This window comes from Mesorhizobium sp. CO1-1-8 (assembly GCF_020164875.1).
Taxonomy (GTDB): Bacteria; Pseudomonadota; Alphaproteobacteria; order Rhizobiales; family Rhizobiaceae; genus Mesorhizobium.
Genome location: NZ_JAIUGZ010000019.1, coordinates 23,865 through 50,245, shown reverse-complemented (window position 1 = coordinate 50,245; position 26,381 = coordinate 23,865). Strand labels below are relative to the sequence as shown.

At 63.2% G+C, this 26,381-nt stretch carries 31 protein-coding genes; 11 read left to right on the top strand and 20 right to left on the bottom strand.

Annotated features, from left to right (window positions below; translation table 11 throughout):
• Positions 1–83: 83 nt before the first annotated feature.
• The 9 genes from tilS to ybgC all read right to left on the bottom strand — a co-directional run bounded on the left by tilS (position 84) and on the right by ybgC (position 8,451).
• On the bottom strand, positions 84–1,451 hold the full coding sequence (tilS, locus tag LB558_RS28275) for a tRNA lysidine(34) synthetase TilS (RefSeq protein ID WP_224700549.1): 1,368 nt from the start codon (positions 1,449–1,451) through the stop codon (positions 84–86).
• Between the two features lie 57 nt (positions 1,452–1,508).
• A complete protein-coding gene (gene ybgF / locus LB558_RS28270) occupies positions 1,509–2,618 on the bottom strand; it encodes a tol-pal system protein YbgF (RefSeq protein WP_224700548.1) in 1,110 nt (369 codons plus the stop codon).
• Positions 2,619–2,843: 225 nt separating this feature from the next.
• The gene (gene pal, locus LB558_RS28265; protein ID WP_013529149.1) at positions 2,844–3,350 is read right to left on the bottom strand and encodes a peptidoglycan-associated lipoprotein Pal; all 507 of its coding nucleotides are present in this window, start codon (positions 3,348–3,350) and stop codon (positions 2,844–2,846) included.
• Between the two features lie 244 nt (positions 3,351–3,594).
• On the bottom strand, positions 3,595–3,972 hold the full coding sequence (locus tag LB558_RS28260; protein ID WP_224700547.1) for a four helix bundle protein: 378 nt from the start codon (positions 3,970–3,972) through the stop codon (positions 3,595–3,597).
• Between the two features lie 36 nt (positions 3,973–4,008).
• On the bottom strand, positions 4,009–5,319 hold the full coding sequence (gene tolB / locus LB558_RS28255) for a Tol-Pal system beta propeller repeat protein TolB (RefSeq protein WP_224700546.1): 1,311 nt from the start codon (positions 5,317–5,319) through the stop codon (positions 4,009–4,011).
• 39 nt (positions 5,320–5,358) lie between these two features.
• A complete protein-coding gene (locus LB558_RS28250) occupies positions 5,359–6,516 on the bottom strand; it encodes an energy transducer TonB (protein WP_224700545.1) in 1,158 nt (385 codons plus the stop codon).
• Positions 6,517–6,523: 7 nt separating this feature from the next.
• Positions 6,524–6,976, bottom strand: coding sequence for a protein TolR (tolR, locus tag LB558_RS28245; RefSeq protein WP_023811855.1), 453 nt, complete (start codon positions 6,974–6,976; stop codon positions 6,524–6,526).
• A 10-nt stretch (positions 6,977–6,986) separates the two neighbouring features.
• A complete protein-coding gene (tolQ, locus tag LB558_RS28240) occupies positions 6,987–7,697 on the bottom strand; it encodes a protein TolQ (protein ID WP_127260357.1) in 711 nt (236 codons plus the stop codon).
• Positions 7,698–7,968: 271 nt separating this feature from the next.
• The gene (ybgC, locus tag LB558_RS28235; protein WP_224700544.1) at positions 7,969–8,451 is read right to left on the bottom strand and encodes a tol-pal system-associated acyl-CoA thioesterase; all 483 of its coding nucleotides are present in this window, start codon (positions 8,449–8,451) and stop codon (positions 7,969–7,971) included.
• A 56-nt stretch (positions 8,452–8,507) separates the two neighbouring features.
• Between ybgC and LB558_RS28230 the strand changes: the two genes are divergently transcribed.
• The gene (locus LB558_RS28230; RefSeq protein ID WP_224700543.1) at positions 8,508–9,758 is read left to right on the top strand and encodes a glycoside hydrolase family 5 protein; all 1,251 of its coding nucleotides are present in this window, start codon (positions 8,508–8,510) and stop codon (positions 9,756–9,758) included.
• A gap of 67 nt (positions 9,759–9,825) precedes the next feature.
• On the opposite strand, the gene LB558_RS28225 is transcribed toward LB558_RS28230, so the two are convergent.
• The 7 genes from LB558_RS28225 to LB558_RS28195 all read right to left on the bottom strand — a co-directional run bounded on the left by LB558_RS28225 (position 9,826) and on the right by LB558_RS28195 (position 14,448).
• The gene (locus LB558_RS28225) at positions 9,826–10,722 is read right to left on the bottom strand and encodes a metallophosphoesterase (RefSeq protein WP_224700542.1); all 897 of its coding nucleotides are present in this window, start codon (positions 10,720–10,722) and stop codon (positions 9,826–9,828) included.
• A 159-nt stretch (positions 10,723–10,881) separates the two neighbouring features.
• Positions 10,882–11,919: a Holliday junction branch migration DNA helicase RuvB gene (gene ruvB / locus LB558_RS28220; RefSeq protein WP_127261675.1), complete on the bottom strand. Its 1,038-nt coding sequence runs from the start codon at positions 11,917–11,919 to the stop codon at positions 10,882–10,884.
• A gap of 43 nt (positions 11,920–11,962) precedes the next feature.
• Positions 11,963–12,583 carry a Holliday junction branch migration protein RuvA gene (ruvA, locus tag LB558_RS28215; protein ID WP_224700541.1) on the bottom strand — a complete coding sequence of 207 codons (621 nt, stop codon included), beginning with the start codon at positions 12,581–12,583 and terminating at the stop codon, positions 11,963–11,965.
• Between the two features lie 15 nt (positions 12,584–12,598).
• Positions 12,599–13,012, bottom strand: a complete 414-nt coding sequence (locus LB558_RS28210; protein ID WP_224700540.1) for a type II toxin-antitoxin system VapC family toxin — start codon at positions 13,010–13,012, stop codon at positions 12,599–12,601.
• 2 nt (positions 13,013–13,014) lie between these two features.
• Entirely contained in the window at positions 13,015–13,266 is a 252-nt protein-coding gene (locus LB558_RS28205) for an AbrB/MazE/SpoVT family DNA-binding domain-containing protein (protein ID WP_224700539.1), read from the bottom strand.
• 62 nt (positions 13,267–13,328) lie between these two features.
• Positions 13,329–13,838, bottom strand: a complete 510-nt coding sequence (ruvC, locus tag LB558_RS28200; RefSeq protein WP_224700538.1) for a crossover junction endodeoxyribonuclease RuvC — start codon at positions 13,836–13,838, stop codon at positions 13,329–13,331.
• A gap of 76 nt (positions 13,839–13,914) precedes the next feature.
• Positions 13,915–14,448, bottom strand: coding sequence for a DUF1465 family protein (locus tag LB558_RS28195; protein WP_109664757.1), 534 nt, complete (start codon positions 14,446–14,448; stop codon positions 13,915–13,917).
• A gap of 579 nt (positions 14,449–15,027) precedes the next feature.
• Between LB558_RS28195 and LB558_RS28190 the strand changes: the two genes are divergently transcribed.
• Positions 15,028–15,579: a DUF2269 family protein gene (locus tag LB558_RS28190; RefSeq protein ID WP_224700537.1), complete on the top strand. Its 552-nt coding sequence runs from the start codon at positions 15,028–15,030 to the stop codon at positions 15,577–15,579.
• Between the two features lie 35 nt (positions 15,580–15,614).
• Here the strand turns inward: LB558_RS28190 and LB558_RS28185 are convergent, their stop codons facing one another.
• From LB558_RS28185 to LB558_RS28175, 3 genes are all read right to left on the bottom strand, one after another.
• Complete coding sequence (locus tag LB558_RS28185; protein ID WP_224700536.1) at positions 15,615–16,385, bottom strand: sulfite exporter TauE/SafE family protein; 771 nt, start codon at positions 16,383–16,385, stop codon at positions 15,615–15,617.
• A 117-nt stretch (positions 16,386–16,502) separates the two neighbouring features.
• The gene (locus LB558_RS28180; protein ID WP_224700535.1) at positions 16,503–17,234 is read right to left on the bottom strand and encodes a class I SAM-dependent methyltransferase; all 732 of its coding nucleotides are present in this window, start codon (positions 17,232–17,234) and stop codon (positions 16,503–16,505) included.
• A gap of 65 nt (positions 17,235–17,299) precedes the next feature.
• Entirely contained in the window at positions 17,300–17,806 is a 507-nt protein-coding gene (locus LB558_RS28175) for an Lrp/AsnC family transcriptional regulator (RefSeq protein WP_224700534.1), read from the bottom strand.
• A gap of 133 nt (positions 17,807–17,939) precedes the next feature.
• On the opposite strand from LB558_RS28175, the gene LB558_RS28170 reads away from it, so the two are divergent.
• The 9 genes from LB558_RS28170 (at position 17,940) to LB558_RS28130 (ending at position 25,933) form a co-directional block, all read left to right on the top strand.
• Complete coding sequence (locus LB558_RS28170) at positions 17,940–18,857, top strand: DMT family transporter (RefSeq protein ID WP_224700533.1); 918 nt, start codon at positions 17,940–17,942, stop codon at positions 18,855–18,857.
• A gap of 135 nt (positions 18,858–18,992) precedes the next feature.
• Positions 18,993–19,640, top strand: coding sequence for a thiamine phosphate synthase (locus LB558_RS28165; RefSeq protein WP_224700532.1), 648 nt, complete (start codon positions 18,993–18,995; stop codon positions 19,638–19,640).
• Between the two features lies 1 nt (position 19,641).
• Positions 19,642–20,676 (top strand): tetratricopeptide repeat protein, encoded by a 1,035-nt coding sequence (locus tag LB558_RS28160; protein WP_224700531.1) that lies wholly within the window; start codon positions 19,642–19,644, stop codon positions 20,674–20,676.
• Positions 20,677–20,849: 173 nt separating this feature from the next.
• Complete coding sequence (gene efp, locus LB558_RS28155; protein ID WP_013529127.1) at positions 20,850–21,416, top strand: elongation factor P; 567 nt, start codon at positions 20,850–20,852, stop codon at positions 21,414–21,416.
• Positions 21,417–21,502: 86 nt separating this feature from the next.
• Positions 21,503–22,303: an inositol monophosphatase family protein gene (locus tag LB558_RS28150; RefSeq protein ID WP_224700530.1), complete on the top strand. Its 801-nt coding sequence runs from the start codon at positions 21,503–21,505 to the stop codon at positions 22,301–22,303.
• A gap of 105 nt (positions 22,304–22,408) precedes the next feature.
• The gene (trhA, locus tag LB558_RS28145) at positions 22,409–23,095 is read left to right on the top strand and encodes a PAQR family membrane homeostasis protein TrhA (RefSeq protein ID WP_224700529.1); all 687 of its coding nucleotides are present in this window, start codon (positions 22,409–22,411) and stop codon (positions 23,093–23,095) included.
• A 104-nt stretch (positions 23,096–23,199) separates the two neighbouring features.
• The gene (locus LB558_RS28140) at positions 23,200–24,225 is read left to right on the top strand and encodes a MotA/TolQ/ExbB proton channel family protein (RefSeq protein ID WP_127261658.1); all 1,026 of its coding nucleotides are present in this window, start codon (positions 23,200–23,202) and stop codon (positions 24,223–24,225) included.
• A 1-nt stretch (position 24,226) separates the two neighbouring features.
• Positions 24,227–25,258, top strand: coding sequence for a peptidoglycan -binding protein (locus tag LB558_RS28135; RefSeq protein ID WP_063173252.1), 1,032 nt, complete (start codon positions 24,227–24,229; stop codon positions 25,256–25,258).
• 237 nt (positions 25,259–25,495) lie between these two features.
• Positions 25,496–25,933 carry a hypothetical protein gene (locus LB558_RS28130; protein WP_224700528.1) on the top strand — a complete coding sequence of 146 codons (438 nt, stop codon included), beginning with the start codon at positions 25,496–25,498 and terminating at the stop codon, positions 25,931–25,933.
• A gap of 58 nt (positions 25,934–25,991) precedes the next feature.
• On the opposite strand, the gene LB558_RS28125 is transcribed toward LB558_RS28130, so the two are convergent.
• Positions 25,992–26,345 carry a DUF1304 domain-containing protein gene (locus LB558_RS28125; protein WP_224700527.1) on the bottom strand — a complete coding sequence of 118 codons (354 nt, stop codon included), beginning with the start codon at positions 26,343–26,345 and terminating at the stop codon, positions 25,992–25,994.
• Positions 26,346–26,381 lie beyond the last annotated feature (36 nt).

The window sequence follows — 26,381 nt, the reverse complement described above, 5'->3', positions numbered from 1 at the left end:
GAGGAAACTTGGGCCTAACATAGGGAGAGCGTCCCCCCTTGCCAAGCAGAACAGCACGTCTGGGTTAAGCTTTCGCGCAACCATCAGCCGGCACTGTGGCCGCTGAAAGGCAAGGGCGGAACCGGTGCCGCGCCAATCAGCCCGGCGACGGCCCGCGCCGGCTCCAGGTCGAAGGATGGCAGGAAGCGGCCGAAGGGGGTAACGACCGGCCGCACTTCCACCATCGCGGACTTCAGTCCATATCCAGGCAAACCAAGGCATTCACCGGCCTGCCACAACGCCGGTTCGGCCGCGAGCGCCGCGCGCATCAGGCTCGGCGGGGCTTTTCCTTCACCCGTCGCCAGCCGCTTCGCCGCTGCCGTGCCTAACGAGGCAATCAACAATGCGCTGCTGCTGTCGTTCAATGTGATGCGCCGGCGGCCATCCCACAGGATGCTGCCGGCAGCGGCGGCGGGCAGGCCGCGCGCCTCGCGGCGCAGGAAGATGCCGGAGCGCCGGGAATCCACGACCGTCCGCGACAATGTGGCGCAAAGAAATCCAGCCCTCAGCCGACCGAACAGCGCCTCGCTGCGGGCCTGATCCGGCAGGAAGGCAATCCCGCCGGTCGTGGCCAGCAGGATGCGCAACGCATAGACAGCCGCTCGCTCGTCCCCGGGGGAGAGCAAGCACGGATCGAGGCGGATGAGGCCGATGGCTGGCTGGCTGGCGAAGCGATCGATCAAATCGGCTGCGCTGGCGCCAAGCTGCCTGCGCTCGAGGGCGGCCTGGCCCGCGAGCATCAACATGCCCTCCACATGCTCGACACTCTCGCAGGCAAGTGCGGCCCGCACACGCGGCCGCTCGAAGGCCGCGTCGATATTGGTCGGATCATCGGCCCAGCCGACATTTTGTCGGCGCAGGACGTCGCGCAGCGCCGCGCGCCGCAACCCGAGAAGCGGCCGCACGATCCACTCGCGCCAGTCATAGAGGGTGGCCGGCGCCATGCCGGCAAGTCCTCGGCCTGCCATTTCGGCATGGCCCTGGCCCTCGTCCCGCGCGTGCCGCATCAGCACCGTCTCCGCCTGGTCGTCGGCGGTATGGCCGGTGAGGATCATGCCGATGCCTTCGGCTTGTGCCGCCTCGGCCAGCAGCCGGTAGCGCGCCTCGCGAGCGGCGGCGGGCAGGCCGGTCGATGGCTTGGGGCCCGACCATGTCAGGATCCGGTGTGAGATTCCGAGTGTGGCGCACAGCTTCGCCACTGTTTGCGCTTCCGCAGCCGAACCGGACCGCAAACCGTGGTCGATCGTCACCGCCAGCAGCCTGGTTGCCGGCGCCGTACGATCGAGATGATGTTTGAGAAGAAGGAGCAGGGCGGTCGAGTCGCTGCCGCCAGACACGGCCGCAACAGCGCCACCGGCAAAATCAATATGCGAAAAAAGGTTAGTCGAAAGGTCCAGCTCGGTGTCGAGCATAATGCATGTCGCCCAAAAATGATCCCGGTTTCAGGACAACGACATGTATGACAAGGATCAGCAGGCAGCCAGAGCCTTCTCCTGCTTGACGCGTTCCTTGAGCGCGCTGGAAATATCAGGGTAGCGCTTGCCGACCTCGCTGAAGGTGGCGCAGGCAACGTCATGCTGCTTGAGACCGACCAGCGACACGCCGAGCTTCAGCAACATGTCGGGAGCTTTCTTGGCCTTCGGGTAGTCCTTGCTGGCGGCAAGGAACGTCTCGGCCGCATCGCGGTATTTCTGCTGGCCGAGCAATGACTCGCCCAGCCAGTAATGCGCGTCCGCTGCCTTCGCATCCTTGGGGAAGCGGGCGATGTGGTCGCGAAAACCCTGCTCGGCGGTGCCGTAGTCGCCCGAGAGGATGAACTGGTAGGAGTTTCGGTAGAGTTCCTCCGGGTTGTTGGTGGCGGGCAACGCAGCGACCACCGTATCGGATTTGCCGGCCTTGGGCGCCGCCCCGGCGACTGGCGCGGTGTCCTGCGCCGGCGCGGTCGATTGTGTGTTGCCGCCGGCATCGATGACATTGCCATTCTTGTCGACGGTAATGGTGCCGAAATTCTTTTCCGGCGCACCCGTACCGGGAATAACCTTGCCGGGGTCGCCATCGGGAGATTCGACTATGACGTCCTCGACCGTCTTGCCGCCTGCCGATTGATTATTGGCGGGCGCGGCGCCGGCGTCGGCCGGCGCCCGTATTGCCGGGGCCGCCGCCACGTCATTGTCGGTGCCGGTGGCGGCATCCGACTTCTTCTGCGCCGGCGGCTGTCCGCCTTGCGTCCCGCCGCCTTCAAGCTGCTGGAAACGGAATTCATTGTCTTCCTGCTGCTTGCGGATCTGCTCCTGCATCTGCAGGACCTGGAAATTGAGTTCCTCGATCTTGCCGTTCATCTGCCGCAGCTGCTCTTCCAGGCTGGTGACAGCGGCAGGATCGGACTGCACCAACTGCACTTGGTCCGGTTTCCTCTTTTGACCAAAGAAGCCGGGCAATTCGATACTGGGCAGATGGAAGTTAAAGCCGCTGTCGGTTGATTGCCCTGTGCCGCTCGCCCCGGTGCCGCTAGCCAGGGCGGTGACGCCTGATAGGAGCAGCAGCGCAAGCGTGCCGCTCAGAACCGATCTCAAATGCATGTGCCTCTCGCAGTGATTTCGTTAGCTTGTTCGCGCCTTCCAATCAGCATGGGACCAGCCAAGCGCCCTCGGCTCATAGCAGGAGCCGAGACTTCGGCCAAATTTTGTTTCGAGCATCCGGATATGAAAAAGGCGGCCCCAGGGCCGCCTTTCGCACAGGTATGTTGCATTTTTATCGCTAGACGGCCGCGCGTTCTTTGACGCGCCGGTCGGCTGCATGATGCCTCAGGAGCCAGCGCCGCTAAGCGTGGTGACCGCACGGCGGTTCTGCGACCAACAGGAGATGTCGTCGCAAACCGCGACCGGACGTTCCTTGCCATAGGAAATGGTCTTGAGACGGCTGGCCGAGACGCCCTTGGCGACAAGGAAGTCACGGGTGGCGGCGGCGCGGCGGGCGCCGAGCGCCAGGTTGTATTCGCGCGTTCCGCGTTCGTCGGCATGGCCTTCGACGACGATGGCATACTGCTTGTACTGGTTCAGCCACTGTGCCTGGCGCGAGAGCGTCGTCTGCGCGTCGGCACGGATCGATGTCGAGTCCGTATCGAAGAAGATGCGGTCGCCGATGTTGACGGTGAAGTCCTGCGCCGAGCCGGGTGTTGCAGCACCCGCGCCGTTGAGGCCAAGGTCAGCCGCGTTGTTCGGCGTCTTCTTCGAGGCGCAACCGGCAATGGCGAGCATCGCCACCAGCGCGATCATGACCGGGTTTCTGGTAAGTGCTGCGATACGGCCCATGCCGCCTCTCCTTCGTATTTCGAGTGATCTAATTTGAGTGATTTCGTTGATCACCCAGTAACCACGTTTGGGTTAACCGGCATTCAAGAAACACGGTTAAAAATTGGTTTAGGCTGCCCGTCCGCAGCCGTTGGCGTGAGGCCACATTTCACGTGGACCCTAGGCGGAAATACGGCCAAAACGCGACCAATGCGTGGAAAAAGAGGATTGAAGAATGGAGGAATTGAGGAACTGAAGAGAGAAATCACTTTAACTTCTCTCTGAGATTCACCAGCATTCCGTAGATGTGGGCATAGGATTGTAGCCACTCGTCGAGTTGCGCTTGTGAGATGTATCCAAGGTCGAACGCGTACGAAATCCACGTGTCCACTTCACTGCATGACCCCATCGCCATCGAAATGAACCGTGCGAATTCCGGCTTGGAGTGGGTCTGTTTGGCAAATCCCTCGGCCAGATTGGCGCAAATTCCTTTGCTGGAACGACGCAATTGATCGGCCAGCGCGTATTGCTCGATTTTCGGGAAAGCAAGCGTGGTCCTATGAACGTCAAGAGAAACCGCATAAGCTCGCTTATAGACCTCTAGATCCCTCGCGCGCTTAATGTAGCTGCCAGTCTTCTCCATTCTTCAGTTCTTCAATTCGTCAGTTCTTCAATTCCCCTATTCGAGCAGCGGCGACCAGGCGGGGTCCGAAGCGAAGTTCGCCGTCGGGATCGATTGCTCGTTGCGTCCGGTCAGATCGACCGAAACCAGTTTGGGACCACCAGCGGAATCGCGGAAGAACATCAGCACGCGGCCATTCGGCGCCCAGGTCGGCCCCTCCTGCTGGAAGCCGGAGGACAGGATGCGCTCGCCCGAACCATCGGTCTTCATGACGCCGATCTGGAATTCGCCGCCGGTCTGCTTGGTGAAGGCGATGAGGTCGCCGCGCGGCGACCAGACCGGTGTCGAATAGACGCCGTCGCCGAAGGAGATGCGGGTCTGGCCCGAGCCGTCGGCACCCATCACGTAGATCTGTGCGCGGCCGCCACGGTCGGAGGTGAACACCACCTTGCTGCCGTCGGGCGAATAGGACGGCGAGGTGTCGATGGCGGTCGAATTGGTCAGCCGCGTCGTCGAACGGCTGCGCAGGTCCATAGCGAAGATGTTGGAATTGCCGTCATCGCGCAGCAGGCTCATGATCACCTTCTGGCCGTCGGGCGAAAAGCGCGGCGCAAAGGTCATGCCGGGGAAATTGCCGACCAGTTCGCGCTGGCCGGTCTCGATCTGCAGCAGATAGACCCGCGGCTGGCCGCTTTCATACGACATATAGGTGATTTCCTGCCGGTTCGGCGAGAATCGCGGCGTCAGCACGATCGACCTGCCGTCCGAGAGATAGCGCACATTGGCGCCGTCCTGGTCCATGATCGCGAGGCGCTTCTTGCGCGCATTCTTGGCGCCGGATTCGTCGATGAAGACGACACGGGTGTCGAAATAGCCCTTCTCGCCGGTCAGCCGCTCATAGATGGCGTCGGCGATGATATGGGCGACACGCCGCTGATTGGCGTCGTTGGCGAAGAACTGCTCGCCAGCCATCTGCTGGCCGGCAAAGGTATCCCATAACCGGTACTGGGCGCGGATGCGGCCGTCGGCTTCCTTGCTGACGCTGCCGGTAACCAGCGCCTGCGCGTTGATCACCTTCCAGTCATCGAAGCGCGGCGCTGCATCGGGGTTGGTGATCTTCTCGATAAAGGCGCTCTTGTCGATTGGCGCGAACAGACCCGAACGCTTCAAATCGGCGGTGACGATCTGCGAAATCTGCGCCCCAAGCGCGTCGCCGCCCTGGAAATCCGTGATGGCGATCGGCAGCGGCTCGACATTGCCCTTGTTGACATTGAGCTCGACGAGTGCCAGCGCCGGCAGCGTGCCGGCCGCGGTCATGCCCATCGCCATTGCTGCGATCATCAGGAGCGGCTTGAGGATTGATTTCATGTCTTCTCGCTTCTCGTACTGATTTTTGGATGCGCGGGCCTAGAGGCCGAGCATTTCCCTTGGATCGAAGGTGACGCGGACGTCGGCCCAGATGTCCTGCTTGCCGGCAGGAACCTGCAGGCCGGTGACATCGCATTTTTGCACTGCACGAACCGCACTTTCGTCGAACTGACGGTTTCCGCTTGACGTTTCGACCGCCGGGCGCCCGTCCAGCTTGCCGGAGGCATCCAGGTTGAACCGCACGACGACGACGAAATTCTCCGAACCTTCAAGGCCGACAGGAAGGGTCCAGCAGCCGCCAAGCTGGCTTTCCAGAGCTCCCATCTCCGACCTGGAGAGCTTCTGGCCCTGGTCCTTGTCGCCGCCGAGCGATGCCTGCTGGGTCGAGCGCTTGGCGCCGCCACCGGACGGCTTCTGCTTGTCGAGCAGCGCGGAAATCTCGTCGGCGTTGAATTGCTTGTCGTCGGACTTCGGCTTCGACGACGCTTCCTTGACCGGCTTGTCGGCGTTCTTGCGCTCAGGCGCCTTGGCGCTTTCGGCCTGCGCCGGCTGCGGCTTCGGCCGCGCTTCCGGCGCGGGTGCCGAGTCGGGCAGCTGCGTTGCTTCGGCGGGGGGCTCCTGCGCTATAGCTTCAGCGACGGCGTCGGGCTTGACCTCGGGCGTCGGATCGATGGCGGCGGTCTTGTCCTGCGGCGGCGGGGTCGGCGCCGGCTTGGCCGGTGTCGGCTTGGGGTCGGGCTGCTTGACCGGCTCGGGCTTGACCTCTTCCTTGGGCGTCGGAGCCGGCGCCACTTCCGTTGCCGGGGTGGGCTTGGGCTTCTCCTGCGGCTTCGGCACGTCCTCGGGCTTCGGCTTTTCGATCGGGGTCGGCGCGGGCGGCGGAGCCGAGGTCATGTCGACGGGCTTCGGCTTAGCCTCCGGCGTTATCGGCTTGTCGGTGTCGACGCTGTTCTCGCCGACCTTCTGCGCATCCGGAACGATGTCCGGGCGCTGCGTCGGCACGGGTGCCGGCTTTTCATGCATCACGGCCTTCTTGTCGCCCTGCAACGTCTGCGCAATGGCTTCCATCGGCACGATGTCGACCGCGACCGACTCGACGTCGGACGACGGAAGTGCTGCCGGCGCCGTCAGCGTGAACAGGCCGAAGGTCAGCGCCGCCGTATGCAAGATCACCGATGTGGTGAGGCCGGTCTTCATCGCGCGTCTATTGGTCCTGTTCCTGCAGTGAAACCAGGCCGATGTTCTTGTAGCCAGCGGCCGAAATGCGGGCCATCACCTTCATCGCCGTGCCGTAGTCGGTCGACTTGTCGCCGCGGATGAAGATGCGCTCCTCATAGCCGGTCTTCGAGATCGCCTGCAGCTTGGCTACCAGCTCCTCGATCGGGATCTCGGTTTCCTGCAGATAAATCTGGCCGGCGGCGTTGATCGAGACGGTGATCGGCTGCGTGTCGGCATTCATCGCCTTCGCCTGCGTATCCGGCAGGTCGATCGGCACGCCGACCGTCAGCATTGGTGCGGCGACCATGAAGATGATCAGCAGCACCAGCATCACGTCGACCATCGGCGTGACGTTGATCTCGGACATCAGTGCATGGTGACGGCCGCGCCGCCTGTGGCCGCGCCCGCCGCGTCCTCCCATGCCCATGGACATACCCATCTGCTACTCCTCAGGCCTTGGGGGCCACTTTTTCATCGATTTGGCGCGAGAGTATGGCGGAGAACTCATCGGAGAACCCTTCCATGCGCACTGCTATCTTGCTCGCGTCGGACGACAGCTTGTTGTAGGCGATGACGGCGGGAATGGCGGCGAGCAGGCCGATGGCCGTTGCCAGCAGCGCTTCGGCGATGCCGGGCGCAACCACCGCGAGACTGGTATTCTTGGAGCCGGCGATCGCCTGGAACGACGTCATGATGCCGATGACGGTGCCGAACAGGCCGATGAAGGGTGCCGCCGAGCCGGTGGTGGCGAGGAAACCCAGGCGGCCTTCCAGCTTTTCCATCTCGCGCGTCAGCGCCAGGTCCATTGCCTTGTCGATGCGGGTCTGCAGGCCGAGCGGCGTTTTGGCGCCCTTCTCGAAACTCTTCTTCCACTCGCGCATGGCAGCGACGAAAATGGCGCCCATGCCGGTGGTCTTGCGGTCGGCGAGCGTGCGGTAGAGCTCCTCCAGCGACTGTCCCGACCAGAACACCTGTTCGAACCGGTTGAGAGCCGCGCGCATGCGGGTATAGGAAACCAGCTTGTCGACGATGATCGCCCAGGTCCAGACCGAGGCGCAGAGCAGGCCGATCATCACCAGCTTGACCACCCAACTGGCCGAAACGAACAGCGACCAAACCGACAATTGCGCGCCCGGATCGGCGAGTGCGATATTTTCCATCGTTACGTCCTTAAGATTTTCCGGGCGAAGCTGGCGGCTGGCCCCTGGCATCCCTTGTGGTCGGTTCGCACGAAGCTACCGGAACAACCCCAAACTGTGCCGTTCTCGGCCTTTTCAGGGCAAATATTGGTGAAAGGAAGGCGCTCGGATAACGCCAATCTTCACCAATCTCTTCATGAACCGTTATGGTTAAGGATGGGTTAGTATATAAGGCGCGGCGCATTGCCACGCCCAGTGGCAAGGCGCAAATCATCCTGTTGATAGCAATGGCCTAATCTGCAGCGGGCAGGGCCTTGGGCATGAATGCCGCCATCCATTCCTTGGGAAAGCGCCTTGGGCGGCCATTCTCGCCGATGATCGCCGCTTCGACCTTGGCCTCGACCAGCACCTCATCGCCGCGCTTGAGCTGCTGCGCCATGAAGATGCGCGCACCGGAAATCTCCTCGGTGCGGGTGTCGACCGTCAGGATGTCGTCGATACGGGCGGGGCCGCGAAAGTCGATCTCCATGCGGCGCACCACCCAGACTATTCTCTCGCCATGCTTGCCGTCGGCAAGTTCGGTGTGATGCACGCCGGTAAGCCGGAGATAGTCGGAGCGGCCGCGTTCGAAGAATTCGAGATAGCGTGCGTGGTAGACGACGCCGGAGAAATCGGTGTCGGCATAATAGACCCGCGCCATCAGCCGGTGGCCGAACGGCGTCAGCGCACCGGAAATGCCGGCCAGCAGCGTCGCCGATTCACCATGATCGCCCATTGCGCTTCCTTTTTCAGTCCCGACGAGGCACCTGTTCCCGCGCGACCTAGCATCGGATGGCACTGTTGACGGCGATGATCAAGACCTTGATGGCGGCGTTGCTAATGCTCGTGGGTCTGGCGCTGCCAAGCCAGGCAGCGAGCTTCTCGATGAGGCGGGGCCTCAACCTCGACCAGTGGGTCACGTGGCCAGGCGAAGACCAGTGGGGCGACGCCAAGGCCGTCCTGCCCTATCCGGAATGGCGGAAATTCCTTCGAGAGGACGATCTCAAGGCACTGAAGCATGCGGGCTTCGATTTCCTGCGCATGCCGGTCGACCCGTCGCCTTTGCTGTCCGCCCAGACCGTGGCGTTGCGCGACGATCTCTATGCCAGCGTGCTGGACTCGGTGCGCATGATCAACCGCGCCGGGCTGAGGGTGGTCGTCGACATGCACCTGATCCCGGCCGGCGGCAGCCGCAAGATCGGCATGGCGCAAGTGATGGACGACCCACGGACCTTCGACGCCTATGTCGAGATGGTGCGCAGGATGGCCCGCACGCTGGCGAGTGAAGATCCCGCTCAAGTGGCTTTCGAGCCGATGAACGAACCGATCGTCGATTGCGACAGCGACGGCACCAGCCTGTGGCCGGACCGCCAGCGCAAACTGTTCGCCGCGGCACGATCCTCGGCGACGAAACTGACGCTGGTGCTGACCGGCGCCTGCTACTCCGCCGCAAGCTCGCTGGACAAGATCGACCCGAAGACGATCCCGGACGACAACGTCATCTGGACCTTCCACTCCTACGATCCGTTCCTGCTCACTCACCAAGGCGCGACCTGGGCCGGCGACTTCATCCCCTATGTGACCGGCCTGCCCTATCCGTTGACCTCGGTGTCAAAGGCACAGTTGGATGTGGCGCTCGACACCATTCGCGCCAGGATCAAGGCCGAGGCGCCCTGGACAAGGCAGAGCGGCCTGCTTGCCTATCTCGACGAACAGGTCGCCAGCATGGACAGTCCCGACAAACTGCTCGGCCTGATGGATGCGCCATTCGAAAAGGTCGAGGCCTGGGCGAAGGCCAACGGCGTCAAGCATGAAAACATCACGCTGGGCGAATTCGGCATGATCCGCCAGGAATACGGCAGCGCCTATGCGATGCCGGCCGAGTACCGCGCCGCCTATGTCAAAGACATGATCGCGCGCGCCGAAGCGCATGGCTTCTCATGGTCGGTGTGGAGCTATGGCGGCGCCTTCGGCATCGTGGATGCCTTCAACGGCGACAAGGCCGAGCCCGACGTCATGGACGCGATCAAATCGCTTCACTGAGGCGATCTGGATCTTGTTGGAGCATAATCTTTTCCGAAAACCGGTTCCCACTTTTCGGGATCATGCTCTAGCCAAGATCGACTGACAGGATTTCGGGGCGCATTCCGAAACGCACAGGCAGAATGCTGAAGCCGAGCCCGCCAGAGACGATCAAATTGCGGTCGTTCTCGACAACATGGCCATAGGCATAGCGGTTGCCGAAACGAGACGGCACGACAGGCGAATAGCCGAACAGCCGCACTTGTCCGCCATGGGTGTGGCCGGACAGGGTCAGCGAGACCCGCCACGGCACTTTCGGAAAAATATCGGGCTCGTGCGCAAGCAGGATGACTGGCGAAGTGTCGCTGACCTTGGCCAACGTGCCGTCGAGATCGTCCAGTCCGGTGAAGCCTGCGCGATCCCTGGTCGGCAGCAGCGCCAACTGGTCGGCGAGCCCGGTGATCCAGAAACCTTGCCCGTCCTTCTCCAGGCGCACGAGATCGTTCTCCAGCACCGGGATGCCGACTTTCTCCAGGGCCTTGCGCGCTACGGTCGGGCCGGCCCCGGCGCGCTGCGCGAAGCCATCGGCCCACCAGTCATGGTTGCCGAGGATCGACAGCACGCCGAGCGGCGCCTTGAGGCTCGACAGGGCGGACGCCCATTGTGACGGCGTCACCGGGCCGGTCACCAAGGGCATGCCGGCGATATAGTCGCCGAGCAGAACGATCACGTCCGGCTGCAGGGCATTCGCGTCTTCGACAAACGAGGCGATCCGGTCCGGCGTCATCCATGGCCGGCAGGCATGGATATCGGCAAGCGCAACGACGCGCAGTTTCAAGCCGTCAGGCCAATGCGGCGGTGTCAGCGCGTAGCGTTTCACATGCGTCAGCAGCATCGGCTCGATGCCGACCGCATAGGCGCTGAACGCGGCAACCGACAGAACCGACCCGCCGATGAAGCGCAGGAACCCCCGTCTGGTGATCATTGCATGACTCCGGCAAACCATCGGAACGAGATTGCCCCGGGATGGCATCGTCACCAAAGCCGACGAATGCGCCGGCAAACCGACGAAGCTGAGGATATTTTGCGCAGGCCGTTCGCCGATCCTCTATCGCCTGGAACCTGCGCCTGGTCGCCCGAAGCGCTATTCTTCCTGGAACAGGTTGATCTGCTGCTGCGCCAGATCCTTCGGCGCGTCGAGGCCGAGATGGCGCCAGGCATTGGCCGTCAGCATGCGGCCGCGCGGCGTGCGCTGGATGAAGCCCTGCTGGATCAGATAAGGCTCGATGATGTCTTCGATGGCATCGCGCGGTTCGGACAGGCCTGCGGCGATCGTCTCGATGCCGACCGGCCCGCCGCCGAAATTACGGGCGATCATGCTGAGGTACCGGCGGTCGAGCGCGTCGAGGCCGAGCGCGTCGACCTCCAGCCGGGTCAACGCCTCGTCGGCGATCTTGCGGTCGACATGGCCGTCGCCGGCGACCGAGGCGAAATCGCGCACGCGGCGCAGGAGCCGGCCGGCGATGCGCGGCGTGCCGCGCGCGCGCCGCGCGATCTCCAGCGCACCATCGTCGCCGAGCGGCATTTGCAGGATGCGCGCGCCGCGCCGCACGATCTGCTCCAGCTCCTCGACTGTGTAGAAATTGAGCCGCACCGGAATGCCGAAACGATCGCGCAGCGGGTTGGTGAGCAGGCCAAGCCGCGTTGTGGCGGCGACCAGGGTGAAGCGGGCGAGGTCGATCTTGACCGAGCGCGCCGCCGGGCCTTCGCCGATGATCAGGTCGAGCTGGAAATCCTCCATCGCCGGATAGAGGATCTCCTCCACCGCCGGGCTCAGCCGGTGGATCTCGTCGATGAACAGCACGTCGCCTTCCTCGAGATTGGTCAGCAGTGCGGCAAGATCGCCGGCCTTGGCGATGACCGGGCCGGAGGTCGAGCGGAAATTGACGCCGAGTTCGCGCGCCATGATCTGAGCCAGCGTCGTCTTGCCGAGACCGGGCGGTCCGACGAACAGCACATGGTCGAGCGCCTCGTTGCGGCCCTTGGCGGCCTCGATGAACACTTTGAGATTGGCCCGCACCGCCGCCTGGCCGACGAAATCGTCGAGCGTCTGCGGCCGCAAGGTCTGCTCGGCATCCTCGCCGCGTTTTTCCGGGGTGATAAGGCGGGGCGACAGGCTCATGCCGCCTTCCTTGCACACGGCAAGGAGCTGAACAAGCGGCCGTTCACCGCGCCAGTTCCTTCAGCCCGAAGCGGATCAACTTCGGCGCATCGGCATCCTCGCCCGCCGTCTTCAGCGCCGCCGAAACCGCATTGGCGGCGGTGTCGCGCGAATAGCCAAGATTGACCAGCGCCGAGACCGCGTCGGTGATCGGCGCGGAGGCCACGCCATCGCCGAGCTCCTGCTTCAGGCCGATGGTGCCCGAGGCGGTGCCGGCATAGGCCGGCGCCTTGTTCTTCAATTCGGTGACGATGCGCTCGGCCACTTTCTTGCCGACGCCGGGCGCGCGCGAAACCATGGCGATGTCGCGCAGCGCAATGGCGTTGGCGAGGTCGGCGGGCGCCAGTGTCGACAGGATGGCCAGCGCCACCTTGGCGCCGACACCTGGCACGTTGTTCATCAGCAGCCGGAACCACTCGCGCTCGAGCTGCGACTGGAAGCCGTAGAGGCGTATCATGTCCTCGCGCACGTAGGTCTCGATGAACAGCACCACCGCTTCGCCGGGCGAAGGCAGCGCGGCCAGCGTGCGCGCCGAGCAATAGGCGACGTAGCCGACGCCATGGATGTCCACGAGGCAATGATCCTCATCGACCTCGTCGAGCGTGCCCTTGAGCTTGCCGATCATTGGACGCAGCCCCCGTTAGGGATGAGTATCGGGCGTGATGAGCTCGACATCTGGAAAGTACTTTCTGAAACCTGCGGGATCGCGAGTAAGAATGGGATAGCCTCGGATGGCAGCGTGAGCCCCAATCAGGAAGTCGGGCATCACCTTCTCTCGGGGTCCGCCCAACCGCCGATAGACCGAGAACGCTCTCGACGCCGCAAAGGCCGCTTCGAACGGGAGACTTTCGCGCCGGAACTCATCTTCAGGCAAGGCATCATCGACATCGTCTATCGCGTCATAGCGCATCGAAAACTCGGCGTAGATGATCTGATTGATGACCAGGCTGCCTTGCTCAAGGGCAGACACCATTTTGGACCACGACCACTTTGACCAGACGGGATCGCGAACGGCGACATCGATAAGCACATTGGTGTCGACAAGCGTCGCCAAGATCAGCGATCCCGGGTCAAAGCCATGACATCGTCAGCATTCATTGTCTGATCGCCGCTGCCTTCAAGCCGGTCAAGCGCAGCGAGAAAACGATCGAGTCTTTCGCGATCAGCCAGCCGTCCCCTGTCGTGCTTCGGCGTGATCGTGATCTTGCCCCCCTCAATACCAAAGATGACTTCGCTGTTGGCGCCAATCCCGAATGTTTCCCGCAGATCCCGCGGAATGGTCACTTGGCCTTTGCTCGTCACGCGCATGCGAAACACCCTTTCTTACAAGTAAGGAATATTCCAACTGCGTGAACAAGTCAAGAACATAGCTACCCGGCAAGCGCCATCCGGTAAGCCACGCTTTGCCGGTGATGCGCGTGGCAAATGGCGATGGCCAGCGCGTCGGCGGCATGTTCGGTATCGAAAATGGCTTTCGGCAACAGCACCTTCACCATCATGTGGATCTGCTTCTTGTCGCCATGGCCAACGCCGATCACCGCCTTCTTGACGGCGTTTGGCGCATATTCGGCAACGACGAGGCCCGCACGCGCCGGCACCAGCATAGCGATGCCACGTGCCTGGCCGAGCTTCAACGTCGCCACCGCGTCCTTGTTGACGAAGGTCTGTTCGACGGCCGCCTCGTGCGGCATGGCGCTGTGCAGTATCTCGGCGAGCCCGTCATGCAATTGGCACAGCCGCGTTGCCAGCGCCGCCTTGTCGTCGGACTTCACCGTTCCGGAGGCAATGAAGCGCAGCGAGTTGCCAAAGCTTTCGACGATGCCCCAGCCGGTGCGCCGAAGCCCCGGATCGATACCGATGATGCGAATCGCTTCCGCCATGTGCCGACTTTACCTCCGGCCGATAGCGATGCCAGCGAAATGTGAACAAACCGGAAACAGAAAGGCGGAGCGAGGTTTAACCCCGGGCGAAAGCCGTGTTGAGCAGGCTGATCTGGTCGGAAACCGGATTGAGGCGGCGAGCCATCGGTTGCATGTCGACCACGGCGCCGGAGCCATAGATCTCCTCGTCCATGCGGCGCACCAGCGCCTGCAGGCGCAACGAGCGGGTGACGAGGTCGAGAAAGTCCTCGGGCAGTTCGGCCCACCCGGCGGCTTCGTCATGGGCGGAAGCGGTGTCGAGACGCACCTTGGACTTTTCCGACGCCACCTGGTCGCGTGTCATCTCGCCGGAGTTGGCGGCGCGCTGCAAAAGCAGCCAGGAGGCAACCTGCATCAGCCTGGTGGTCAGCCGCATCGATTCGGCCGCGTAGAGCGTGGCTGCCAGCCTGGACAGTTTCTTCGCCTCGGCCCGGCCCTTGCCGTCGAGATATTCCGCCGCCTGTTCGACCAGGCCCATACCTTCCTGGTAAAGCGGCTTGAAGGATTGCGAGAAAACCCGGCGTTCCGCCAGCTTGACGGTTTTCGCACTGCCCTTCGAAGGCTCGTTCATTGATACGCCCCTGCACTTGCAACCGGCTGATTCGGCTCCCTGCCGATACACCCGGAACCCTATCTGACTGAAGCTTGAAAATGCGCTTCGTCACCGGTGAAGGCAAGCACATGTTTAACAGAAGGTTAACGGCAAGCCTCTGTCGGGCGGCCCCGCTGAGACGCGGACAAAAAGGGAAATGAAGACAAAAAAAGAGCCGCGGATAAGGCGGCTCTCAGGAGTTTAACAGGGAGGCGTCAAACAAAGTGGCTCCAACCACTCGGTAAGAATCCAGATCACTGGATGAACATAGTAAACACCTGTAAAGCTTAATGAAGCCTTAACGACGCGAATGTTTTTTGACCGAACGCCGCCATATTGTGCCGTAACAGCACAGCATCTCCAGCGTCAGGCTAGCTAACAGGAAATCAGATAGCGCGTTCACAATCTCAATCTCAGCCGCTTTTTCATTGCGCTGAAACAGAGCCGGTTTTTACGCGACATCGTTCCGAAACAGGCGCCGCGCTAAACGCCTGCTCCTCTGACGGCGGCGCCATCCGGGCCGCCGCAAACCTGACCGGAACACTGCAGGAGCAACCCATGGACTGGTACTCGATCGTTAAATTCCTCCACGTCACTACCGCCATTCTGTGGGTCGGCGGTGGCTTCGTACTGTTCCTGCTGGGCATGCTTGCCGAGCGGGCGGGCAACATCGAGGACAAGCTGCAGGCGATGCGCGCCAGCGGCCAGCTGGGCGGCAGGTTTTTTGCGCCGATGTCGATGCTGACGCTGATCTTCGGCCTCATCATGTGCTGGTTCTGGGTCGGCTTCTCCGATCTGTGGATCCTGATCGGCCTGGCCGGCTACGCCACGACCTTTTCGATCGGCATGTTGATCTTCAAGCCGACCGGCGAGCGCATGGGCGAGATGATCGCCAAGGAGGGCGTCACGCCAGCCGTTCTTGCCATCGGCCAGCGGATGATGAGCGCGGCACGCTTCGACTACGCGGTGATGCTGGTGATCATCGCCGACATGGTGCTCAAGCCGACCGTGCATGACATCGGAATCCTCGCCGGCATGGTGCTGGTCGTTGCGGCAGGCGCCACACTTGCCTTTGGTGGCAACCGTCGCCTCGTGCCGAGCGCTGCCTGACCCTGATGGTGACGGAAGGCTGCGCGGCTGCCTTTCTACATAAGCCCAGCTATGCCATCCCACAGCAACTTCAGCGCCACGACCGCCACGGTCGCGTAGGTGAAGGGATAGAAGGTTTCCGGCCGCATCCTCCGCACCAGCCACGCCCCGGCGATGGTCGACAGCGGCGCCAGCGGCATCAGCACCGCCGACGCCGTCAGATTGGCGGTGTCGAACTGGCCGAGCGCGAAATAGGGAACCAGCTTCAGCGCATTGGTGGCGGCAAAGAAGATCGCGGCGGTGCCCGACAGAACTTTCGGATCGAGCCGGATCGGCAAGGCATAGACCTGGAAGGGCGGGCCGCCGACATGGGCGACGAAGCTGGTGAACCCGGCGACCGTGCCCCAGACGGCGGCGGCCACGCGGTTGGGCGCGGCTGCGTGGTCGGCGCCGTGGCGGAACTGCAGATAGAGCCAGCGCAGGACGAAGATGATGGCGACGGCGCCGACGATCAGCCGCACCGCCTCTTCGGTCACCAAGGCCGCCGTCAGCCAGCCAAGGCCGATGCCGATGACGGCGCCCGGCATCATGTCGACCAGCATCTTTCTGTTATAGACGCCCCACCACGTCCACACCGAGACGATGTCCATCAGGCACAGGATCGGCAGCAGGATGGCTGCCGCCTGCACCGGCGGCATGGTCAGTGCCATCAGCGGCACGCCGACGAAGCCGACGGCGCCGCCGAAGCCGCCCTTGGACAGGCCGACCAGAATGACCGCCGGAAGGGCGGCCGCATAGAACCACGGATCGAGAAGCAGGCCTGACATGGGAGGGGGCTGGTCCGGAGGGAAAGCGTGTCGACGCTTGAATAGCCCAGAATGCCGGGCGGAGCGACAGCAAATGTGAGCGTGGCGGCCACACATCCGGCCGTCGCCGGCCTGTGTCTATCGGCGGGCCGAGACCAGCAGGAACATCGGCCGCTCGAGTTCCTCCGCCAGTTCGGGTTTGGCCGCGATCTGCGCATCGGTCGGCCGGAATTCCTCGACATGGTCGATGGTGAAGCCGGATCGGATCAGAGCGTTGAGCGTGGTGCCGATCGTGCGGTGATGTTTCACGACACCCTTGGCCAGCCAGTCCGTGCTGCGCGGTCCTTCCACCAGATATTGGTCGACAGGCCACGTCTTGCGGCCTTCGGCATCGATCACCCAGCCGGGTTTGGTCGGCGCCATGAAGATCGGATGCTCGGTCGAGAAGACGAAATGTCCGCCGGGCGACAGGGCCTGATGCACGGTCCCGAACAGACGCAGCACATCCTCGAGATAGTGCAAGGCGAGCGAGCTGTAGACGAGATCGAAGCTGGCTTGCGGCAGGCTGAGCCGATCGAGATCGGCCGTCTCATAACGTATGCCCGCATCCGGGCCGGCGGCGGCCCTTGCCCGGGCAAGCATCTTCTCCGACAGATCCAGGCCAAGCACCTGCGCCGCCCCATGCTCGCTTGCCCAGCGGCAGAACCAGCCGAAGCCGCAGCCGAGATCGAGGACCCTCAAGCCGCTGACATCGGGCAGCATCGTGCACAGCGCCGGCCACTCGGCGGCACCCTCCAGCCCTTCGATCGAACGGCCGAGTTGGCTGTAGCCTGCGAAGAAATCCTCACGGTCGTATATGTTCTGCGCCATTATCGTCTCAGCCTCGTTTGGACGGCACCCTAACCAACCGGCCGCCGGCTTTCCACCCGCTGCAATCAGCCCTCTGGCACCCAGGGCGTGGCCCAGGATGCTTGCACGACCTTTGCCCTGTCGCGCGGCGAGGCCGCATCGAGCGGCGGCGGGCGCCGCCGGATCGGCTGCGCCTTGATGATGGCGGTGCTGGTTTCGGCCTTGTCGGCGATGCGGTCGAGAATCCCGTCGAGATCACCGATCGATCGCACGAACAGGCGAGCGACGAAGCAGTCATCGCCCGTCACCTTGTCGCATTCCCCGAATTCGGGGATGTCCTCGATCAGCTTCTGCACGATGTGCAGCTTGCCGGGCAGAGGCCGGATGCGCACGATGGCCTGCAAGGTATAACCGAGCGCCAGCGCATCGATCTCGACAGTGAACGCCCGGATGACGCCGCGCTCCTCCAGCCGTCGCAGCCGCTCCGAGACGCTTGGCGACGACAGCCCGACCTGGGCGGCCAGTTCCTTCAGCGAAGCCCGCGCATCCTTGACCAGGATTTCAAGGAGATTTCGGTCGAGGTCATCCAGCATTTTACATTTCCTGCCGATTTGGAACCCATAACCTAATATAATTAGGCCGTTTACCCATACCCCTTTTCTAATCCGATGGAAAGCCGCGTAGCCGCATGAGATCATAGCGGTTGCAGGGATACGGAGGTTTGTTGTGAACGAGACAGTACGCGGCACGGTCGAAATGTCAGCCGCAATGGCGATCCTGGGAACGATCGGATGGTTCGTCGTCCTGTCCGGCCAGCCGATCATGGATGTGGTGTTCTGGCGTTGCGCTTTCGGCGCGCTGACGCTGCTCATCATCTGCGCCGGGTTGGGGATGCTGCGCAACCGACTGTCGCTACGCGTCATCGGCATCGCCGCGCTCGGCGGCGTCGCCATCGTCGTCAACTGGCTTTTGCTGTTCAGCGCTTTTTCACGCGCATCGATCTCGATCGCCACCGCCGTCTACAACACGCAGCCCTTCATGCTGGTCGGCTTCGGCGCGCTGTTCTTCGCCGAGCGGCTGACCCTGACCAAGCTGACCTGGCTGGCCATCGCCTTCGCCGGCATGGTGCTGATCGTGCAGTCGGCCCCCGACGCTGGCCCCAATGCCGGCATGGCCGGCACGGATTATTTTACCGGCATCGTCATGGCATTGGGCGCGGCTTTCTTCTGGGCCGTTGCCGCCATCGTCACCAAGAAGCTCAAGGGCACGCCGCCGCACCTCATCGCGCTGATCCAGGTCTGCGTCGGCGTCGTCATGCTGGCGCCCTTCGCCAATCTTTCACAGCTTCCGGCCGATGCCTGGATCTGGACCATGCTGGCGACGCTCGGCATCGTCCACACCGGCCTGATGTACATACTCATGTACGGCGCCATCCAGAAGCTGCCGACGCATCTGCAGGGATCGCTGTCGTTCATCTATCCCGTCGTCGCCATTCTGGTCGACGTCATCGCCTTCGGCCATCGGCTGCATCTGAGCCAGGTCGTCGGCGCCACCGCCATCCTGATCGCCGCCGCCGGCATGAACCTCGGCTGGACGCTGTGGAAGGGCAAACCGCCCATCGCGAGCCCGCACCCGATCAAGTGAAGCGCCCCCGCCGGCTGCCCGGCGGATCAAACATCGCGATCCCGGCTGCCCGCCTGTTCAAGGCGGGCACTTTGCTCTATGCCGCAATCCAACCATCTTCGCCCGGCATAGGCGAAACGCGGGACCCGAAGAACCATGAATGAAGCAACGCCCCCCAATCGCTGTCGCATCGTGCTGATCGCGCCACCCGGCGTGCCGGCGCCCCGTATTGTCGCGGCATTCGATGGCGGCGATGTCGCTTCGCTGATCCTGCCCGAGAACGGCATGGATGAAGCCTCCTTCCAGGCTTTTGCCGAACAGATTGTGCCGGCAGCGCAAGCCGCCGGCGTTGCTGTCATCATCGCCGGCGACACCCGCATAGCCGGCCGCGTCCAGGCCGATGGCATCCATGTCGAGGTCTCCAAGGCCGAACTTGCCGAGACGATCGAGCATTTCCAGGCAAAGATGATGGTCGGCACCGGAGGCGCCAAGACGCGTGACGACGCGCTCGAGCTTGGCGAGACGCGGCCAGACTACATCTTCTTCGGCCGCTTCGGCTACGACAACAAGCCGGAACCGCACCCGCGCAACCTGTCGCTCGGCGCATGGTGGGCGGACATGATCCAAATCCCTTGCATCGTCATGGCCGGATCCGACATCGCCTCGGTCGAAGCCGTGGGCGCCACCGGCGCTGAATTCGTGGCGCTGTCGAGCGCCGTGTTCGCCGACGGCACCGATCCCAAGACAGCGGTCGCCACCGCCAACGCGCTGCTCGACGAGACCGCGCCGCGCTTCGAGGACTGAAATGTCCTCGGCGACGCTTCCCCTCCAGGCTCTGCTTGCGGTGCTGATGGTCCAGGCTGCCGCTGCGGAGACCATCCCTCTGCCGCAGCCCAAGCCGGAAATCCACACCGATAAGCCGATCGAAAAGCCATTGCCGCAGCCCGCCACCACGGCAGAACCGGCGCCGCTGCCATCGGCCGACGCCATCAATCCCGACCGCTTCGGCGCAAAACCCGCCGACGCGGCCTATGGCGCCTTCCAGCGCGGTCTCTACAAGACAGCTTACAATCTGGCATTGGTCCGGGCGCAAAACGGCGATCCGGCGGCGCAGACCTTGGTGGCCGAGATCCTGTCGCGAGGTCTCGGTGTGCCGGTCAATTCGGCGCAGGCGGCGAAATGGTACGCCTTGGCCGCCGAACAGGGTGTGCCGGAATCGCAGTTCCAGTATGCGCTGATGCTGCTCGACGGCCGCTATGTCAAAAAGGATGGAAAAGAGGCCTACGCCCTGATGCAGGCCGCCGCCGAAGCCGGCAACCGGCTGGCGCAATTCAATTTTGCGCAGATGCTGGTCCAGCAGGACCCCGGCGACGCCGGCATGGCCAAGGCGGTCTCCTACTATGAGCGCGCCGCCGCGACCGGCCTCGCGGACGCGCAATATGCAATGTCGCAGATCTACGCCAACGGTGTCGGCGGCAAGCCACGCGACGACGCCCAGGCAAGGCGCCTGCTGGCGCAGGCCGCAAGGCAGAACTACGACACCGCGCAGATCGATCTCGCCGCCTGGATGATCGAAGGCCGCGGCGGTGCGCGCGACCTGAAATCCGCCTTCGGCTGGATGAAGCAGGCGGCGGAGGGCGGCAATGTCGCCGCCCAGAACCGCCTGGCCAAGCTCTATATGCAAGGCATCGGCACCGATCCGGACCTGGTGCTTGCCGGCGCCTGGTACGTCGTCGCCCGCCGTGCCGGCCTCATCGACCCGCAGATGGACGACTTCCTGCAGGGGCTGGACGACGACCAGACCAAGCAGGCGCTGCAGAAGGCGAACCGGCTGCCTTGACGGCGGTTCTCGCTGTCATTGCAAGTGTAACCCCGGCTTCCTCGCCTGGTCCCAACCTGCCCGCTCCCTTGCCTCTTCTGGCGATTTGTGGTCTTGGGAGCCCGAAATCGCTTTCCCAGCGAACATCCCATACCAACGGCGTGGCTGTTGGCATCATTCCGGATCACCTCATCATGGCCAAGATCAATGGCAACGAAATCCGTCCCGGCTATGTCATCGAGCATGATGGCGGCCTTTGGGTGGCGGTCAGGACCAACACCGTCAAGCCTGGCAAGGGCGGCGCCTACAATCAGGTCGAACTGAAGAACCTCATCAACGGCACCAAGCTCAACGAGCGCTTCCGCTCGGCCGAGACGGTCGAACAGATCCGGCTCGACCTGAAGGATTTTTCCTTCCTCTACGCGCAGGAAGACGCACTGGTGTTCATGGATACCCAGAGCTACGAGCAGCTCGAATTGAACAAGGACTTCGTCGGCGATCGCGCCGCCTTCCTGCAGGACGGCATGATGGTGACGGTCCAGCTCTACGAAGAGCGGCCGATCGGCATTTCGCTGCCCGACTATGTGACGCTGACCATCACCGAGGCCGACCCGGTGGTGAAGGGCCAGACGGCGGCATCGTCCTACAAGCCGGCGATCCTGGAGAACGGCATCCGCGTCTTGGTGCCGCCCTTTATCGGTGCCGGCGAGCGGATCATCGTCGACACCAACGAAATCACTTACGTGCGCCGCGCCGACTGACGCATGTCGCCCAAAAGTGGCCCCGGTTTTGGGTCACCGACATGCATCGAGGCAGAGTTTAAAGCGCAGCACCGGGAAAAAGCACTATGGCACGCTCAGCCCTTCTCAACGTCATGGTCCAGGCCGCAATGAAGGCTGGCCGCTCGCTGTCGCGCGACTTCGGCGAGGTGCAGAACCTGCAGGTCTCGATGAAAGGCCCCGGCGACTATGTCAGCCAGGCCGACCGCAAGGCCGAGGACATCGTCTTCGCCGAGCTGTCCAAGGCACGGCCGGGCTATGCCTTCCTGATGGAAGAGCGCGGCGTGGTCGAAGGCGACGACGGCCAGCATCGCTGGATAATCGACCCGCTCGACGGCACCACCAATTTCCTGCACGGCATTCCGCTCTTTGCCGTTTCGATCGCGCTGGAGCGCCAGGGCCAGATCGTTGCCGGCGTCATCTACAATCCGGCGATGGACGAACTCTACACCTGCGAACGCGGCGGCGGCGCCTTCATGAACGACCGCCGCCTGCGCGTCGCCGGCCGTACCAAGCTGGTCGACACGGTCATCGGCTGCGGCATGCCGCATCTCGGACGCGGCCACCACGGCAATTTCCTCGTCGAGCTGCGCAATGTCATGGCCGAGGTTTCCGGTGTCCGCCGCCTCGGCTCCGCATCGCTCGACCTCGCCTATGTCGCCGCCGGCCGCATGGATGGCTTCTGGGAAACCGGCCTGTCCGCCTGGGACATCGCCGCCGGGCTGCTTTTGATCCGCGAGGCGGGCGGCTTCGTCTCCGACATGGATGGCGGCCAGGACATGCTCGACAACGGCTCGGTTGTCGCCGGCAACGAGGTCATCCAGCGCGCCCTGCTGAAGGCCGTGAAGAAGCCGCTCCCCCCTCGTTGACAGGCACGCCGCGCTGATGCGCCGCAGTCGCAAGACCGCAACGAAAGCTTGAAATACTGCCCTGCGAGCGCCCAAATTGGGGTGCGCGGCGCAGGAAACCCGGCAGTGAACGACAACCAACCCTACCCCGACATCCCGTTCATCGGACGCTGGCACTATTCGCGCGCCGAGATGATCGCCGACGGTATCGTCCATGCGGTCGGCATCGTGCTGGCGATATCGGCCGGTTCCGCACTGCTGGCGCTGGCGGCGTTTCGTGTCGGACCGGGCGAATACATCGCCGCCGCCTTCTACGTGGTTTCGCTGCTCACCGTGCTCTCAGTGTCGATGACCTACAATCTGTGGCCGGTGTCGTCGCCGGCAAAATGGGTGTTGCGGCGTTTCGACCACGCCGCGATCTATCTGCTGATCGCCGCGACCTATACGCCTTTCCTGGCGCAGCTCGAAGGCTCGCCGCTGGCGCGATGGATGATCGTGCTGGTCTGGACGGCGGCAGTGCTGGGCATTGCCATCAAGGTGTTCTTGCCCGGCCGTTTCGACCGGCTGGCGATCGGCTTCTATCTCGCCATCGGCTGGAGCGGCATCATCCTGTTCAAGCCGCTTGTCCAGACGCTGCCGACGACATCGATCGCGCTCATCGTTGCCGGCGGCATCGTCTACTCCTGCGGCGTCATCTTCTTCGCTTGGAAGGGGCTGCGCTTCCACAACGCGCTGTGGCACGGTTTCGTCGTCGCCGGCGCCGGCCTGCATCTGGCCGCCATGGTCGACTGTCTGGTCATCAATCGCCTCTGACATTATCGACGCGGCAATATTGCCAAGCGCCATTCAATTTGGTCACAATTCCGTTTAGAGTCGCGGTTTACGTGATCGGCGGCGGCATCGGAAACGGGGCACGGATGGCTTTTCTCAGATCCTTCGGCATGGGCAGACGTTCTGATGTCCTGATCTACGACCCGCATAAATTATCAAGCCCGCAGGTCTTCCTGCTGACTATGGTGATCTTCCTGGTCATCGTCGCCTTCATCGCCGCCATCCTCACCCGACAGATCTCAACCGCTTTTGGCAGCAATCCCGGCCTCAATGGCCTGATCGTCGGGGTGCTGGTGGTCGGCATCCTTTTGGCCTTCGCCCAGGTCGGGCGACTGTTTCGCGAAGTGCGCTGGGTCAACTCCTTCCGTGCCGGCTCGGAGACGACAGAACCGGTGCTGCTGGCGCCTATGAAGGCGATGATCGGCCGCTCCTCGGCGACGGCCTTCTCGACCAGTTCGATGCGCACCATGCTCGATTCCATCGCCACCCGCCTCGACGAAAGCCGCGACACCTCGCGCTATCTCGTCGGCCTGCTGGTGTTCCTCGGCCTGCTCGGCACCTTCTGGGGACTGTTGAACACCATCGGTTCGATCCGCGAGACCATCGAATCGCTCGATCCCGGCACCGGTGACGCCGCCGCGGTTCTCGATTCCTTGAAGCAGGGGCTTTCGGCGCCGCTGGCCGGCATGGGCACAGCCTTCTCGTCCTCGCTGTTCGGCCTCTCCGGCTCGCTGGTGCTCGGCTTCCTCGACCTGCAGGCCGGCCGCGCCCAGACGCGCTTCTACACCGAACTCGAAAACTGGCTTTCCTCGGTCACCGACCTGTCGTCGGACATCATCGTCGCCGATCCGGCCAAGACTGAATCCTCCGACGAGATCCGGGTGCTGTCGGAACGGCTGCGCAGCATGCAGGAGAATGGCGGCGGCTCCAACCCGCGCGTCGCCACCGCCATGGCCAATCTCGCCGACGGCATTTCCGGCCTGGTCAAGAACATGCGCTCGGAACAGCAGATCATGCGCGACTGGGTCGAGGCCCAGTCCGACGAGCAGAAGGCGATGCGCAACACGCTGGAAAAGATCGCCGATGCCCTGAAGAAGCCCGGGGTGCACTGAAGTGGCACTCGCCAGGGGCCGGCGTACCGATCGCCGCATCGACTACTGGCCGGGCTTCGTCGACGCGCTGTCGACGCTACTTTTGGCCATCATGTTCCTGCTCACGGTCTTCGTGCTGGCGCAGTTCCTGCTGGGACGCGAAATCTCCGGCAAGGATACGGCACTCTCGCGCCTCAACTCGCAGATCAACGAGCTGACCCAGTTGCTGGCGCTGGAGCGCTCGACGGCGCAGGACAAGGATGATTCACTGGCCAATCTGCAGGCGTCGCTGTCAGCGGCGCAAGCGGAAAAGAGCCGGCTCGAACAGCTGCTGGCGCAAGGTGCCGGTGCCGGCGACGCCGCCAACCAGCGCGCCGCGGCGCTCGGCGGCGAACTCGACAGCCAGCGCCAGATCAGCCAGCAGGCACTGAGCCAGGTCGAGATCCTCAACCAGCAGATTGCGGCACTGCGCAAGCAGATCGGCGCGCTCGAGGATGCGCTCAACGTCTCCGAAATCCGCGACCGCGATTCCAACACCAAGATCGCCGATCTCGGCCGTCGCCTCAACGTCGCGCTGGCGCAACGCGTGCAGGAATTGAACCGCTACCGCTCCGACTTCTTCGGCCGTTTGCGCGAAATCCTCGCCGACCGCGAGAACATCCGTATCGTCGGCGATCGCTTCGTCTTCCAGTCGGAAGTGCTGTTCCCGACCGGCTCCGAGGTGATCAACGATGCCGGCAAGGTCGAGATGAAAAAGCTCGCCGACGCCATCATCGAGTTGCAGAAGGAAATCCCGCCCGAGATCAACTGGGTGCTGCGCGTCGACGGCCATACCGACAACAAGCCGCTCTCCGGCACCGGCCGCTACCGCGACAATTGGGAGCTGTCGACGGCGCGTTCGACCTCGGTGGTAAAATTCCTGATCGAGAACGGCGTGCCGGCCAACCGGCTCGTAGCAGCCGGCTTCGGTGAGTTCCAGCCGCTCGACCCCGCCGACACCGAAGAGGCGCGCAACAAGAACCGCCGTATTGAACTGAAGCTCACCGAACGTTGATCCATTGTCACGCGAACTTGTTCGCCGGCTCAACTCTAGGGCGTAAGTCGAGGCCGGCAAGGCCTGAAAAGATTATCTTTTTTTAATTACACATTGTCGCAGGGCGGGCCTAGCTTCCCGCCCGGGCCGAGAACCGCCGGCGATGAATCTCCTCATCGCGACGCGACGGAACCGGACGGCCCAAGGCCGGAAGGCAGGCGGACAACCGCCGCCTTCCTCTACAAGAGGAGACGCGTGATGCGCTCTTTTACTCCCAAGACCTCGCTTAGAACTGCGACACTCACGGCATTCCTCATCGCCGTCCCGCTTGCCGGCGCCTATGCCGCGGGCCATCACAACAAGGGCGCTCTCGACGCGACCGATCCAACCGATATGACCGGCCCGCGTGTCGAGGCGCTTACCGCACAGGTGCAGGGCGTCCGGCAGGGCATCGTGGACGCAAGACAGGCCAACAACATCACCCCGGCCGTGGCGGAACGCCTGGAAATGCGCACGGCCCACATCGGTCAAGCGGCCGAGAAAGTCGCCGCGTCCTATCATGGCAGGATACCGGCCGCGCAATACCACGACCTGTTGCGTCGTCTCGACAATGTCGACCAGCGGTTGATGATCGATACCGGCAGCGGTTTCCTGATAGGCGACGGCTCCGACGGCGGCAACTACCCGAACGGTTGAAGGGTCCAAGAGGAAGGGACCTCTGACGCCTTCGGGAGCCATTCCGCGGGCGTCCTTTTTACCAGCCGAGCCACACCGCGATCAGGGCAGCCGCCGCCGGCACGGTCTGGATGAACAGGATCTTGCGGCCAACCGTTGCCGCGCCATAGAGGCCGGCAATGGCCACGCACGACAGGAAGAACAATTTGACCTGAAAACCGGCCGCACCGAGACAAAGCCCCCAGATCAGGCCGGCGGCAAGGAAACCGTTGTAGAGCCCCTGATTGGCGGCGAGCACTTTCGAGGCACTGGCGAATTCCGGAGTCAGGTTGAAAGCCTTGTGTCCGCGCGGCGTGTCCCACAGCACCATCTCCAGATAGACGACGTAGGCATGGATCAAGGCCACCAGCCCGACAAGGATGTTGCCGATCATTTGCTCCCCTTCTTTGGTTGCCGGCAGCAATTCCAG